15 protein-coding genes are annotated in these 14,185 nt (G+C 59.9%); 4 read left to right on the top strand and 11 right to left on the bottom strand.

Annotation, left to right across the window (positions count from 1 at the left end):
• Positions 1 to 45 precede the first annotated feature (45 nt).
• From AC1DMY_RS10275 to AC1DMY_RS10240, 8 genes are all read right to left on the bottom strand, one after another.
• Positions 46 to 1,017: a hypothetical protein gene (locus AC1DMY_RS10275; RefSeq protein ID WP_477164847.1), complete on the bottom strand. Its 972-nt coding sequence runs from the start codon at positions 1,015 to 1,017 to the stop codon at positions 46 to 48.
• A 79-nt stretch (positions 1,018 to 1,096) separates the two neighbouring features.
• Positions 1,097 to 2,203 (bottom strand): glycosyl transferase family 90, encoded by a 1,107-nt coding sequence (locus AC1DMY_RS10270; RefSeq protein WP_477164846.1) that lies wholly within the window; start codon positions 2,201 to 2,203, stop codon positions 1,097 to 1,099.
• 156 nt (positions 2,204 to 2,359) lie between these two features.
• Positions 2,360 to 3,316, bottom strand: coding sequence for a hypothetical protein (locus tag AC1DMY_RS10265; RefSeq protein ID WP_477164845.1), 957 nt, complete (start codon positions 3,314 to 3,316; stop codon positions 2,360 to 2,362).
• 72 nt (positions 3,317 to 3,388) lie between these two features.
• The gene (locus AC1DMY_RS10260) at positions 3,389 to 5,188 is read right to left on the bottom strand and encodes a glycosyltransferase family protein (RefSeq protein WP_477164844.1); all 1,800 of its coding nucleotides are present in this window, start codon (positions 5,186 to 5,188) and stop codon (positions 3,389 to 3,391) included.
• A gap of 118 nt (positions 5,189 to 5,306) precedes the next feature.
• Positions 5,307 to 6,413, bottom strand: a complete 1,107-nt coding sequence (locus tag AC1DMY_RS10255) for an HAD-IIIC family phosphatase (protein WP_477164843.1) — start codon at positions 6,411 to 6,413, stop codon at positions 5,307 to 5,309.
• A complete protein-coding gene (locus AC1DMY_RS10250; protein WP_477164842.1) occupies positions 6,382 to 7,527 on the bottom strand; it encodes an acyl-CoA dehydrogenase family protein in 1,146 nt (381 codons plus the stop codon). The genes AC1DMY_RS10255 and AC1DMY_RS10250 overlap by 32 nt, the downstream gene beginning before the upstream one ends.
• Complete coding sequence (locus AC1DMY_RS10245; protein ID WP_477164841.1) at positions 7,527 to 7,769, bottom strand: hypothetical protein; 243 nt, start codon at positions 7,767 to 7,769, stop codon at positions 7,527 to 7,529. The genes AC1DMY_RS10250 and AC1DMY_RS10245 overlap by 1 nt, the downstream gene beginning before the upstream one ends.
• 7 nt (positions 7,770 to 7,776) lie before the next feature.
• The gene (locus tag AC1DMY_RS10240) at positions 7,777 to 8,640 is read right to left on the bottom strand and encodes a 3-hydroxyacyl-CoA dehydrogenase family protein (protein ID WP_477164840.1); all 864 of its coding nucleotides are present in this window, start codon (positions 8,638 to 8,640) and stop codon (positions 7,777 to 7,779) included.
• Between the two features lie 911 nt (positions 8,641 to 9,551).
• On the opposite strand from AC1DMY_RS10240, the gene AC1DMY_RS10235 reads away from it, so the two are divergent.
• Positions 9,552 to 9,824, top strand: coding sequence for a hypothetical protein (locus AC1DMY_RS10235; RefSeq protein ID WP_477164839.1), 273 nt, complete (start codon positions 9,552 to 9,554; stop codon positions 9,822 to 9,824).
• A gap of 805 nt (positions 9,825 to 10,629) precedes the next feature.
• On the top strand, positions 10,630 to 11,235 hold the full coding sequence (locus tag AC1DMY_RS10230) for a hypothetical protein (protein ID WP_477164838.1): 606 nt from the start codon (positions 10,630 to 10,632) through the stop codon (positions 11,233 to 11,235).
• Positions 11,236 to 11,290: 55 nt separating this feature from the next.
• Here AC1DMY_RS10230 and AC1DMY_RS10225 read toward each other — a convergent pair whose 3' ends face one another.
• Complete coding sequence (locus tag AC1DMY_RS10225) at positions 11,291 to 11,818, bottom strand: HAD domain-containing protein (protein WP_477164837.1); 528 nt, start codon at positions 11,816 to 11,818, stop codon at positions 11,291 to 11,293.
• Between the two features lie 5 nt (positions 11,819 to 11,823).
• On the opposite strand from AC1DMY_RS10225, the gene AC1DMY_RS10220 reads away from it, so the two are divergent.
• Entirely contained in the window at positions 11,824 to 12,531 is a 708-nt protein-coding gene (locus AC1DMY_RS10220; RefSeq protein ID WP_477164836.1) for a Rossmann-fold NAD(P)-binding domain-containing protein, read from the top strand.
• A 28-nt stretch (positions 12,532 to 12,559) separates the two neighbouring features.
• Positions 12,560 to 12,925 (top strand): cupin domain-containing protein, encoded by a 366-nt coding sequence (locus AC1DMY_RS10215; protein WP_477164835.1) that lies wholly within the window; start codon positions 12,560 to 12,562, stop codon positions 12,923 to 12,925.
• Between the two features lie 32 nt (positions 12,926 to 12,957).
• Here the strand turns inward: AC1DMY_RS10215 and AC1DMY_RS10210 are convergent, their stop codons facing one another.
• Together AC1DMY_RS10210 and AC1DMY_RS10205 are read right to left on the bottom strand one after the other, a co-directional pair.
• Positions 12,958 to 13,257: a GFA family protein gene (locus AC1DMY_RS10210; RefSeq protein WP_477165012.1), complete on the bottom strand. Its 300-nt coding sequence runs from the start codon at positions 13,255 to 13,257 to the stop codon at positions 12,958 to 12,960.
• A 70-nt stretch (positions 13,258 to 13,327) separates the two neighbouring features.
• Positions 13,328 to 14,164 carry a helix-turn-helix transcriptional regulator gene (locus tag AC1DMY_RS10205; protein ID WP_477164834.1) on the bottom strand — a complete coding sequence of 279 codons (837 nt, stop codon included), beginning with the start codon at positions 14,162 to 14,164 and terminating at the stop codon, positions 13,328 to 13,330.
• Between the last annotated feature and the right edge of the window lie 21 nt (positions 14,165 to 14,185).

Raw genomic sequence — 14,185 nt, 5'->3', positions numbered from 1 at the left:
GGAGCCCATCGAGAGCGTGCGAACCAACATGTGCGACCAGGCCGGTCAATCGGACACGCTGGCATCGGCGCCATCTTCATCGCGGGAGTGAAATCCCGCCGCATCCAGACTTCGCAGCGCCAGCGAAGCCTCGGCCCACTCCCAAAGCCCATTCTCGTCTATACGAATGTCGCGATCGGGATCGAAGTCGTAGTCCTTGAATTCCCGCGTGCGCTCGGCGTATCGGCGCTTCTCGAGTTCGCCATGCCACAGATGAAACACCGTGCCCGGAACACAGCCCAGCCGTCCTTGGCAGAGCTTGTCGGCCCTGACCGCCCAATCGTTGAAGTGGCGCGCATAGGCATGCCCTTCGCCGATCATCTTGGCGATGCATGGCGACGAAAGCGCCCCGGCGAAGACGTGCGCCATCAGATGGTCGCCACCGCCCGTGATGCTGCTGTCGTACAGCCGGCAGGCGTCGAGGAAATCTCGCCGCGCCGCCCAGGCGAAGCCGGTGTGACCGTGATTGACGTAGATTTCGTGACGCGACAGCAACGGATCACGCCGGTAACAAGAAGCGAAGGACTCGCGCATCTCCCCGCCCGGCTGACTTTCGCCACGGTAGCGCGTGTGACCCTTGGGCAGCCAGACACTGCGATCAAAGGGTTGAACGACCACATGTTTCTCCAGAGCCGCGGAAGTGCTCGCCAGCCAATCATCCGATTCGAAAATCAGGTCGGCGTCGAGCCAGACGATTTTCCGGCAGTCAGATGGAAGGTAAGTCAGCGCGAGATTGAGCATCCGCTCCTTCTGCCAGATGAGGCCATTGCCCCTCACGCGAACATATTGGCCATCCGGCGCACCCGCGGTCAGGTCGAAACCGCCGTCCGAACGCGCCAGCTCGACGACCAGAAGACGCCCGCCCTGCCCGGCAAGCGACTCGGCGAAATGCCGAAAGTTGTCGCGTCGCGAGCGCGAGCCCACCGCGTTGAAATAGCAGGTGATCACCCAGGTGTCGTTGACGGTAGTTCGGCTCATATCATCGATGCGGTACGCGAAAGGAACAGATATCCCGGCGTCGCGCAACGGCGACGCGCTACAGCCGTCGCGTCCGCGCTCAACCCTCCGCCATCGCATGTGCCCCGCTATTGGCGCGCAACAGTTCGGCACAGGTGTCGATGACCGAGACGAATTGGTCTTCGATGGCCGCGACGCTCAGCATGCTCTCGACAAAGCGCTGACCCTCGCGCCCTATGCGCTCGGCCTCTTGCGGGTGCTCGCGAAGCCAATGGTATATCTCCAGCAGGTCCGACAGGTCGTGCGCCACGGGGACGTAGTGCTCCCAGGCGACCAGCCCAGGGTAGAAGTACTGCCTCCAGCGCACCGGCAGAAGAAGCACCGATCCAGTGCGCAGCAGATCGGGAACGCGCTTCCACGCGGAGATCACGCCATCGATCGCAATCAGATATTTGCAGGCGGCGAATGCCGCCGGCGCCAGTTCAGCCACCGTGCCTCCCAGCGTCTCGTGGACTTCCTTTCGCAGGGCTTCTCCGGCCGGGCTGTCCGCAAAATTATCGGTATAGGTCAAGCGCGCATCCAGCACTTGCGGGTGCGCCGCCGACAGCTTCAGCAAGTGATAGCGCGCAAACAGGTGGCAATTGTCGGTACCTGGAAACCCCGGTCCCGACAAGCGGCCACGCCACTTGATAAGTTCCTGCCGCTCGGCGAACGGCGTCTGCTCGGCCGCCATCCTGATTGCCTCCATGTCCACCGCATACTGTTCGGACATCAGCATGAAATCGGGAATGATCAGCGCATGGCTGCTGACGGGGTCGCTGCCGAGCCAGTCGCAACGCAGAAAAGGAGCCTGCTGCATGAGCCGAACACATTCGGCCTTGCGGCTTTCGGTCACGTAAAGGGTGTCGCTGACCAGGATCAGCACATCGGCATGTCCACGCACGCGGTGCTGAATTCTGTGCAGAAACGGCATGAGCTGAGTCGACAATCGCCAATGGGACTTGGGCTTGTCGACCACGATCCGGCAATCGGCCGCGCCATCGCCAAAACGACAGCGCACGATCAGCGACGGCGCTTCCAGTGCGCCGTCAGAGCGAAGGAAATGCTCCAGCGCATCCACTGACGAGGGCCTGACTCCATGGCGCCGCAGATGCGCGAACTGCTCCCGGCGACAGAACTCGATTCGTTCCTGGGCCGCCGCGCTCATCGAGCGGCTCCCGTTCGCACGTCGATCATGGCGGCCCGCCCGGATCTTCGCTGCGCGCCTGCAGTTTGGGCACGGTCGCGCACCGCCAATCGATCCGGCATGCCGCTTTCGGTAAACTCATTACTTGCAGGCGATGTATGCATCGATGGCCTCTTTCTAGATCCGGGAAGCCGCATCGGCACCTGCCGGCAGATGTGCCTTTTGCGGGCGATCGATTTCCTGCGGATGCTCTGCCCGGTTATCGATCAGCGAGCGAATCCCATGGCACAGGTGACCGCCCAGCTCATGCAGGGCCTGGCAATGCGCGTGTTTGACGAATGAGCCGCCGGGCGTCCGGTTGGCGTCGAATAGAACAACCTCATCGTCCTTCACGACATAGTCGAACTTGCCGAACTCAAACCCCAACCTGCGCCGCATCAGCCGCAGTTCGGGTGGAACCGCCACTTCTTCAAGCCTGATTGCATTGGACACCTTGATGATGGGCTGGGCCGAGATCAACCGATAACTGATCTCGCGATCGCCGCAAAACCAGTAGTACCTCACCGCGTAACTGCCATCCACGCGCTCCGGCAGAAATCGCTCCACTACCAGATGCCTGTTCTTGAAGATGCTGCTGGGCACATCGCGAAATGCGGGAAATATCCGGTACTCGCTGGTCTTGAGTTGTTTGACGTATCTCCACGGCACTTCGCCCGTGAGTTTTTTTCCAATGGATGCGGCGAGCTTGTCGACGTACTCGGCCAAGCCCGCGCGCCGCCGGGACCGCAGGCGCAATTCGGGCACCCCGCCGAAGTTGAGGTCGGTCTTGACAATGGCTGGCCCACGGTAGGAAGCGTTCCTTTCCAGCAAGTTGGAACTCACCCTGGATTTGGAGATATCCACGACCGATGCATTGATGACGCGCGGATACCGCTGCATGAAGCTGAGATAGGAAGGAGGAATGACGGTCAGGTCGAGGTGCGGAATCAGCAGATCGGCGGGCACGTATTTGTCGATGCCACGGAGCACCTGAACTTCGAAGCCCATTCTTCGCCACTCCGCCATCAACAAGCCCAGCAGATAGGTGTCCGGATTGGGGGCCAGCTCATGAATCAATACGGCAATGCTTTCCATAGAACTCCCTAACGCGTGACAGTGGCGGCGCCTCGACTGCGGGCGGTCGTTATTGACCGCCCGCACATCGACTCAGCGGGCAGGCTCCCGCTGCACGCCCGAATCCGCCGCCTCGGCGGCGACATTGGGCTGGCGACGACTGATCTGCCAGGCCACCAGCGGCGCGATCGCCCACATGCCCATGACGGCCAGGATTGGCGCATTCGGCCTGGCCGACCAGATGTCCATCCACACCGCCAGCAGCACGGCCACGGCGGGCGACGTCCACATGTATCGAATGTAGTTCACGGCGCTCAGATCATCCGAATCGTATGCACTGGACGGCACCCACTCCAGTCCGCGCCGCTTGGATCCCGATATTCGATAGATAGCCGTGCAGGCGGCATTGATATTCCTCATGCCTTCGAACGCGGCGAGGGTGATGGTCAGAAAGGTGTGGAAGAGGCAGTCCTTGGTCGCCCGGACAAGCGACAGCTTCAGGCCCAGCAGCCGCTTAACCGTAATGTCCACCATGATCGGCAGCAGCACGGAGGCCGCCACCACCATCACGCCGCCATAGGTATGTCCGGTGACGGCGCAGGTAAAAGGAAGCAACGCTATCGACGCCGGGAAGAGGCTTGCCAGCATGCACTTGAAGATCTTCCATCTGGACAACAGGCTGAAGCTGTTCTTTTGCCTGCCATTGGCTGACGGCACGAACGGAAACAGCCACGAACAATTTTGCCAGTCGCCTCGCATCCAGCGATGATGACGTCGCGATGCGGCGTGGTAAGTGGGCGGCACGCTTTCGTATAGGACAACGTGACCGGCACGCCCGGCGCGGGCGAAGCAGCCTTCAATGACATCGTGACTCAACAGATGGTTTTCCGGGATCATGCCGCGCAACGCGCGGTCAAAGTCTGCGACCGAATAGATTCCAACCCCGGTAAAACACCCCTCTCCGAAGAAGTCCTGGAAAATGTCGAACTGGGGCCGCTCGGGGTTGGAGCCGCGCAGCCTGACCCAGAAGCGTTCGATCCATGTCGACGGACCCACCGGCTGCGCCGCCATCATTCTGGGCTGCAATATGCCGTAGCCCGAGACAATCACGCCCTTGTCGTCGAATTCGGGACGGTTTGCGGGATGGGCAATGGCCGATATCAATTTCAGTGCGGCACCGCGCGGAAGGCGGCTGTCGTTGTCCAGCGTGAGCACGTACTTCGCCCGCGAGATCGCCGCCATGTCGCCTTCGACGGTGATGAACGGTGACGAATTGCCATGCAGGATCAAGTCGTTGGCATCTTCCAGTTTTCCGCGCTTGCGTTCGTAACCCATCCAGCAATTGTCGTAAGCGTTCCAGCGCCGCCCACGGTGGAGCAGAAAGAACGGCCGCCGATCGGCCGATCCGTAGGTCGCGTTCAGACCCTGGATGCGGCGGACAATCTGACTCAAACGCTCATCGTCGGTGGGCGCATGCTCGGTCGCCGAATCACCCCAGTCCGTAAGCACGCCGAAGAAAATATTCGGGTCGTCGTTGAGCAAGTAGTGTTCGCGAATGGTGTCGGCCAGCGCATCGATTTTCTCGCTGTCCAGAATCAGGTCTGGAATGACCACCAGCGTCGTGTGCTCGGGGGCGACCTTGTCGGACTCGATCGCCGGCAGCGTCAGCGAAGGAAAGAACAGCCTGAGCACGCTATTGGTGATGGAAATTACCGGGTGCGAGATGAGCCCGACCAGGCATAGCGCCATCGCGGAGGTCACCAGAACGCCGCTTGCATAGGCGCAAAGGTAGCGAAGCAGAATAACGATCAAAGCCGCGAGGACAGCGCAGACGAAGCCAAGGTAAACGCGCGTCAATCTATCGATCGTGGTTTTGGAGCGTGGCTTTTGCATACGAAAATCCCTTCTTCTTGTTTACTTCCAGGGGCAAAGTGGCGACTCGAACGTCTTGACGACCAGCCTGTTCGCGAACTTCCGCGGCGGCACGGGCCGCTTCCTTACACGGGGCCGCTCAGCTGACTGCTTCCTCGTCCAGCTCCGATACCACCGTCACATAGGCGGGCAGCGGATGAATTCGCTCCAGGCTGTGCTCAAGCAGCGCGCCGCCGGCATCCTCCGAGACCTCCCGAAAGCCGGCGAACTTGTAGGTTACGTACATCTGGCGATTGCGATCCGTATGTACAAACAAGGCGCGCAATCGCGCGCCTGCATCGGCCGCGCGCCGGAGCAAGTGTCCAAGAAGCACGGTGCCGACTCCGCGGGTAATGACACGGCAGGACATGATCAGCAGCTGTATGGTCCAGGCCGTCCCCGCCGTTTCGACCAGCGCCAGACCGATGATTCCGCTGCTGCCGTAGCGATCATCGAGTCTGGCGACCAGCAACAGGTGCTTCGGCGAGCGGGCCAATTCCTCGAGTTCGTCGTAGGAGAAGGTCAATCCCGTGGTATTGAGCTGGTTGGTTCGCAGAGTCAGTTCTTCGGCTCGCCTCAAGTCGCCGTCCATTGCCGGCCGGATCGACATGCGCATGTCTAGGGTGGCCAGGAACGCATCGCGCGTTCCGCGGAATTGCTTCTCCGCTTCCGATCGAGCGATATCGGTGCGATACATCGCGCGCCGCGTGCGCGTTTCGGCCGTAATGACGCCAGGCTGGAATTCCGCACGATCGAGCAGACCGGCAATGTCCAACGCGTCGATGACGCGCACCTGCGGCAAATAGAACGCCACTTCATCGCGTTCGGCGGCCTGGTCATCGATGAACGCAATGGCATCCAGGGCGATGCCCAGCCCTTCGGCGATAAGCCGCACCGAGTCGGCCTTGCCGGACCAGCTGATCTGAGGGTGCAGGAAAAATTCCGACAAACCGAAGGCTTCGACCAGCGGCCAGGCGGCATCATGATCGTTCTTGCTCGCTACCGATTGCAGGATTCCTCTTGCGTCCAGCTCTCTGACGATATCGGAGACGCCCCTGGTGAGTTCGCGCGCCTCGCCGTTGAGGAGCGTGCCCTGCCAGATCGTGTCGTCGAGATCCCAGATCACGCATTTGATCATCTTGCGCGCCGGCCCATCCTCCGGACGACGGGCGGGATCAGAATTCGAGATAGGGTCGTTGGAGTGCATAGGATGCAAGTCCTGCCTGATGGATTTCCCTTGTTCCCTCGATAATCTCAAGGACCGTGGCGTCACGCAGGTATCGCTCGACGGGGTAGTCGATGCTGTAGCCATTGGCGCCGTGCAGCCTCACCGCGTCGGTGGCTACGCGTACCGCAGCCTCCGCAGCGTGATATTTGGCAAGCGTTGTTTCCATGACGGCACGGGCATCTCCCTGTATGCGCAAGCACGCGCTGCGGCAACACAGCGCCCGTGCCGTGGTGTGTGCCAGGAGCATCTCGGTGAGCAGCTTGCGGATGAGTTGAAACTCGCTAAGCGCATGCCCCGCCTGTTTTCGCCGGGCGGCGTAGGACAGGCAGGCATCCAGGCAAGCCTGGATCACGCCGACGGCGCCCCATGCAATGGAGAAGCGTCCATGATCCAGCGCTGCGTTCGCCACGAAAGCGATGCCCGCGCCCACGGGGCCGAGTCGCTGAGAGACAGGAACCTCGACGCTTCGCAAACACAGGCGAGCCAGCGCAGCCCCGCGCACCCCCAGCACCTCCGTGGTCGGTTCCGCCGCCAAGCCTTGCTGCTCGCGCTCAATCACCAAGGCGACGTGCTTGTCGCCATCCCGGGCAAACACCAGATAGATATCCGCCATCAGCCCGGCGGTAATCCATACCTTTGTTCCGGTGACGCGATAGTGCGTACCGCTGTCCAGTGCCTCGGTGCTTATCGAGCCTCCCGCGCTGCCTGCTTCGGGCTCCGTCAGTGCGAAAGCAATGATCTTCTTGCCTGAGCAGATATCCGGAAGCCATCGCACCTTCTGCTCGGCGGTGCCAAAGCGCGCCAGCGCTTGCGCAGCCATGTTGTGGGCGGTCAACAAGCTGCGCACGGAGGAACATGCACGGCCAATTTCCTCGGTGACCACGCCATGAGCCAGCGAGTCCATGCCGCCGCCACCGAATGCAGCGGGGAGTGCCGCTCCCAGCCAGCCGCCAGCGCGCAAAGCGTCCAGCAGATCCGGCGGCATGCGGCCCTGGCGGTCGATCTCGCCCGCCGCGGGCAGGATCTGCTGCTCGACTAACTGTTGCGCTCTCTCGCGGGCCTCACGCTGGGCATCCGTAAGACGCAGCTCCATCAGGCCGCGACGCTCTTGAGTTTCCGTTCGACAAACGAATGCATTGCTTCGACGGAACAGAAGTTGTCGAGATCGAGATCCTCGTTTTCCACCGTCAACTCAAATTCCCGCTGGATGAAGTCGACAAGCTGCAGGGCAAAAAGGGAGGTCACCAGCCCGCTGCCGAAAATATCCTCATGGTCGCCCACCGGCTCGGCGATATTCTTGTTCAGATAGTCCTTGATCCGCTGCTTATGATCCATGGGTGGCTTATGCCTCTTTGCCGTAGTCGAAAAATCCCGATCCGGATTTGCGGCCGAGACGTTCCTCGCCCACCATCCGGCGCAGCAATGGGCGCGGCTCGAATTTCGTGTCGCCATAGCTGTCGCGAAGTATTTCGAGTGTTCGCATGATGGTGTCGAGCCCGATCAGATCGGCGGTGGCAAGCGGCCCCATCTTGTGCGCGAAACAGTTCACGAAAATGGCGTCCACATCGGCGGCGCTAGCCGTATCGTCTTCCAGCGTGGCGATTGCTTCGTTGATCATCAGCATCATCACGCGGTTAGACACGAAGCCGGGCTTGTCGCGAACCGTAATGGCGCGGTTGCCGAGCTGCGCCAGCAAGTCGTTGGCCGCTTTCACTGCGTGCTGCGTGGTGACTTCGCTGACGATCACCTCGACATGGCGCTTGAGCGGCACCGGATTCATGAAATGCATGCCAATAATGTGCGGATGCCGCAGCGCGACCTTGGCCAGTCTGGATATGCGAATCGCGGACGTATTGACCGCAAAGACGCAGTCGGGTGCGCACACCGCGTCGAGTGAACGATAGACGTCCCGCTTGACCGCCCAATCCTCGGTGGTGTTCTCGATGACGAACCCGACATCGACGAGCTCCTGGTAATCCACCGTCCCGTGGATTCTCCCAAGAATCTCGTGGTGATTCGCCTTGCGCAGCGCAGGATCGGTGAATGCGGCGAGGCGCAAACCTGCGGCAACGGACTTGTGCGCGCTGTCCAGAATCGCGCGATCGGTGTCGACGAGCACCACTTCATGCCCCGTCTGAGCGAGCGCTTGCGCAACCCCTCGCCCGATGACGCCTGCGCCCACCACGCCAACCTTTGCAAACCTCATTGCCATAGCTCCTTGCGACAAAATCGACTCCGCGACAGCATCCTTCCTGGGTTCAGGCATAAATCCAGCACGCTCCGGCAATCACTGGCTCGCCCATGCCGGCAGCGGACAACGGCAAATCCAGCAACAACCAGGCGCATTACCTAAAGATCGACATCTGCTTGCATTGAATCCTCCGACGCCGGGCTATCGACTCGTAAAGACTGCACATGCTTGCCGGCAAGATCTTCCGAAGCCTCCGTGCCTGCCACTCGAAAAATACGCCGACCTTCCTAGAATAACCGTGCACCAGACCACCAGAGGCCTCAGTGAAGCCGCGCATCCTGCCTTCGTCCTTATCTTCGCGTTGCGCAATGAAGCAGTCCATCGCTATTGGCGAATTCATCGCACCGCAAAACCGTGCGATCGATGTTGTTAACTCGTGCGAAGAGTTTTTTTATCCTAATTCGCACAGAGCGGCAAGAGTTTTTTGATGGCGCGACATTGTCATCGCCCTTACACGGTCATGCGCATGACGATGCGCTACCGACGGACATTTGTGTTGCGAAAAACGCCTGGCGCAAACGGTCTCGTGCGCGACCGTTACGCCACTACATCAATAATGCAAGAGGATTTGTCGGTGCGACTTTATGCAGAAGTGAGAGCGACCTCACAAAATGGAATCGTCGCGGCATCTCGTCCGTTATGTTCATGGCCAGTCCGCTGCGCAGCCAATTGCCGATCGAGCATCGCCAGCGCAAATGAAGTAAATGCCTCATCGCCTTGCGGCACCTCCGCGTGATCGTCATGGCATGGCGACGATGATCGCCTACACAAAATCATCACACTTAATCCCCATGGTAGAATCCGCGGTGCCGTGCCCGCCGCGGATCGCCTAGACTGCGACTCGCCTGTATGCCTCAGGGGTGGCCATGCGTCTAGGTGACAAGCTTCGCCAATGGTCGGTCGGCCAGCGGATCAGCATGATCGTGCTGCTGCTCTTTCTGCCTCTGGCCGGACTCAGCCTGGTCAGCGTATGGGTGCTCAACCAGGAAGAGATGGCGTTTCGCGACACCGTGGACGAATCCGTCCGCACCCTGCTGCCGTTGCACCTGAACAGCTTCATCTCATTGCCACTCTCGCGAAGCAGGCGCTATTGCGAGGCTATGCACAGGGTATGCGCTCAATTCTCAGTCGTCACGTAGACGCCATTTATTAAGATCTTCCCAGAGATCGCCCGCGACCAAGGCAGCCGCTTTTGCTGATATCGCTCGACAGGTCCTTGAGGCCGGCTGCAAAAGATGGTGTGGGCACCTCAACAGGAGACAGGCAGGAACGTGGCGGCTAGGGAGCATCACGTGGCGTGATCATGCGCTGATCTCCGATGAGCGCTCAATTTACGCCTAACAACGCATCGAAGAGTTTAGAGCGGTGCTGACGCCTCACCAGACGCCTTGCTTCAGGCTGGACAGCGGGAGCCGTGCTGCGAAGTGAATTGACGATGACGAACGAGGTGATTTGCGAAATCGTGGACGACATTTTCCTGCCGTTCGTTCGTCCCGCCGGACGCGGTGCGGCGCCAAAAAAAGGCAGCAAGAAGAAATCAGCGACGAAGCGGTAAGACACTCACGACATCGTCCAGATCAAGACGCCAAGGACTTCCGCGTCCCACCAGACACGATCATCCGAGGTGACAAAGGCATCGGGAGGAAGATCAACGAAGAGTTCCGCGACTTCCCATAGCGCTTCCTCGGGAATGCGATCCGTCCTCATCTGGTGAGGCGTCGCATCCAAAGCCACCAATCGACTTAGCGGCTGACTTCTTGATGGCTATGACTGATTCACTGATGGTCTACGGTAGGAAGGACGAATTTGCAGCATGAAGGAATCTAGCGCATATCGAGCTTGTTGATTTCCCAATTGCCACAGCGACGCGGAGGTGTCTCGAGGCCTCCAGCACCGTTGATCCAGCAATCAAAGTCGAACCAGACACATTCAGGACCGATCACTATGGCCATAGAAACGCTGTCTTCGGGAACCATCAATCCCGCCCTCTTCGGTGCCATCAGCGCCCTGATCGGCGTGGTGGCCGGCGGCGTATTGACCGCATGGCAGCAGCGCGCGCAACGACGGCACGATGCAGCGGAGAACACCAAAGGGCGAATCATCCAGCTGCGACGCGAAGTCTATGTGGTGGCCATCGAGAATCACACGAGGGCGATCGCAAGCCTTGAACGCCGCCCGATGATCTCCGAGCGCGACTTCAAAGAAACACAAGCGAAGTTCTTCGCGTCGCTGTTCAAAATCCAGATGGTGGGAAGCAACCACTCCATTGTTGCCGCCAACGTGCTAGCGCGCCTCTTCCACCAGCTGGCGATAGAGCGGGAAAGCGATGCGATGGAGGTAAGGTCCATCAATGCCATCTACGAAGCAGCCCCGGGGCGATCCGTGGCTGCCAACGAGCGGCTTGATTCGATCGAGCGTGAACTCCTTTCGCTACAACCACAAGAAATTGGCAGCGTGCCTGACCTGAAGTTGCGCGAGCAGCTTATTCCAGGTAAAGGAGGCCGTCGCCATGGCGGAGGAACGTCTGGGCGATTGCCATACCCGCGATAACGCTCCCTAATCACCCGGCTCCTGCGGCGCTTTGGGGAGAGTGTTGCGCGCGTGATCAGCCGGAACTGACTCCCGTCAGTCCTAATCTCCATCGCCCTAGCGGGACATCTGAATCGGGAAACATTGGGCACAAACGGCAGGCGTGTGCATAAGCCGCAGGGTCCGTCAGCGCAATGCGCAAGACGAAGGCCTCTTCGGGCCCAAACCCGTGGCTGGCAAAGACTACAGGTGCGGATCGTTCAAATAGGCGTGGCTCGACATCTAGCCCAATCCGGGGCCGATCAGGCTCACCATTGAGAGCCAGCCATTCAATGGCCTCTTGGTGGCATATCCCGTGGTCGTTGCCCCCCATCGGTGGCGGCATGTCGTGGGTTACCCCGACCACACGCTGCGCAAGATCCACACTAAAGAGCTCGCGCAGGGCAATGAGTGATCGCGCGCGCGACGAAGTAACCACGAGCTCAACTTCCGGAAACTCTCGCAAGACCGCCTCGAACGAGGACAGAGCCGCGAAGTTGGTCTCGGAGTGGGCTTCGCTTCCCCGGAATACACCATCAAAATCGAGCACAAGGTAACAGGACATTTTCAATGGCCCCCGTCATGGAGAGGCTCGGCGATGCTGATCTCGACGGGCTTGTGCTGAATGCTGGTACGCAGTTTCCGACTAGCGATCAACGCACCGACGATGGGTTCGAAACCACGTTCGGGGTCAATGTGCTCGCGCACTATCTTTTGCTGCGCCTGCTGCTTCCGAAGCTGGCGCGCGATGCGACGGTTGTGATCACGACTAGCGATACGCATGACCCCAGGTTGAATCCGACGGGGCCGAAGGACTTTGATATTGAGGCGCTGGCCCACCCGCCACCGCACCGACAGTCCAACAGTTTCTCTGCCGGCTTCCGTGCTTATGCGGCCTCCAAGCTAGGCGATCTCCTGATCGCGCGGGGACTGAAAGCATCCGTCGAAGCCAGGGGAAAAAATCTCAATGTTGTGGCATACAACCCTGGCTTCACGGCGGGAACCTCCTTGTTCCGAGCATGGCCGCTATGGGCGAAGATCGGGTTGGGTTTCGTCAGTCTGGTACGTCCATTTGCACGCATGAACACGGTCGAGATTGCCGGCAAGACGCTCGCCGAACTTGCTTTGGATCGCATCACGCCATCGCCTGGCCGCGTCTACGCTTCGCTGAACAGCCGAAAGCTTGTGTGGCCGGACCCATCGGAACTCGCATTGCGCGATGACGTTGTACAACTCGCCTGGCGAGAATACGCTCGCATGGTCGACATCGCCGGCTGATCCGTGACAGGCAAAGGAGCATCGACAGGTGATAGCACACAAGAATCTAGTCAGCGCTTTCGCTGCAATAAATGATTTTTGGTCGCCGAAGGTGATCGGATCCGTAAACGGACAACTATTGAAGGCCGCCAAATTCAAGGGACAGCTTGTATGGCATTCCCACGATGACGAGGAGGAGCTCTTTTACATTGTCAAAGGTGCTCTTCGGATCGAGTTTGAAGGCCACGCGGTTGACATGGAGTGCGGCGATTTCTTGACCATCCCCAAAGGGGTTCGGCACAACCCTGTGGCAGAGCATGAGTGCTGGGTTCTTCTCATCGAGCCCGCATCTACCAAGCACACGGGGAGCGAGGTGATTGCTCGGACAAAAACACTCGAGCAACAGATGGCCTGACAAAGGCACAAGACAGTTCGACGGAGCACGGCTCAGGCATCAGGTCCGTTGGGCTGCTGAGGCGATCGAGGAAAGTGAGGGATGGGCTGATCAAGGCAAACCCACTCCTGCGCGCTGGCGGTATAGATATCCAGCATCGGCTTGAAGTCCGAGATATCGTCAAGCGACGGAAATCGGATCGAGGTGACTTGCGAATACGTTTCGCTTTGCGTGAACAAAGGCGTGCCGCAGTCATTGCAAAAACTGCGAGTTGCGAGGCTTCCGCTGCTTGCGCGAACCGCATAAGCCTTCGGCGACCCAGTGATTTCGAGGTCAGCAGTCTTGACGACGATGCCCGACGCAAACTCATGGCGGACGTCGAGCGGTGGTCCCTAAGGTTCGTTTCAGATCTCGTGCAGACCTTTAACGCAACCGTGCCCTTGACTTGATGTACGCACGAATCCGATCCTCGTCCGCGCTGGTGGCCGGGTTGTACACGATCATCCCCAGATCTGGCCGCCCATCAACAGCGAACGCGGAAAACTCCAGCTCCAGCAGACCCAGTTCGGCATGGTGCAGACGCTTTACGCCCTCGCCGTAAGCGTTGACGTCGTTGGCCAACCATAGCGCCTCGAACTCAGGACTCAGGCGGGACAGCTCTTCAACGAACTGGCCGATCTCCGCCGCAGCACCTGCGCGCGCAGCGTCTGCACGAAACGCGCCGACAACGAACCGTGCCACGCTTTGCCAGTCTTCCTGCGCGGCCCGTACCCGTGAGTTGGAAAAAATCAGCCGCAGAATATTCCGCTCTGCGGGAGGTAGCGCACCGTAGTCCGTGAGCACAGCCGCCGCCGCGCGGTTCCAGGCCACCACATCCCACAGGGCGGTCTTGACGATCGCAGGGCTGACTTCCATTGCCTCGAGTACACGCTGCAGACGGGGCGTGACGCCTTCGATGGCTTTGTAACGGACTTCGGGTGGATGACCAAGGCCGAGTATGAAGAGGTGTTCGCGCTCCGGTTCAGTCAGCATCAGCCCGCTGGCGATACGGTTGAGCACATCGGCCGAGGGCGCCCCTCCCCGTCCCTGTTCCAGCCAGGTGTACCAGGTGGGACTGATGTTGGCGCGCTGCGCGACCTCTTCCCTGCGCAGCCCCGGCGTACGCCGGCGCCCACCCGTGAAACCAAGGGCAGCCGGATCGAGTCGGCTGCGCCTGTCCTTCAGATAGGTGCCGAGCTGATTGTCGATAGGCGTGGACATGTGGATCCTGTTGGTTTCTAT

It is taken from the genome of Dyella sp. 01L423 (genome assembly GCF_056399945.1).
The sequence above is the reverse complement of the archived record's forward strand: the minus strand, read 5'-3'. Positions and strand labels throughout refer to the sequence as shown.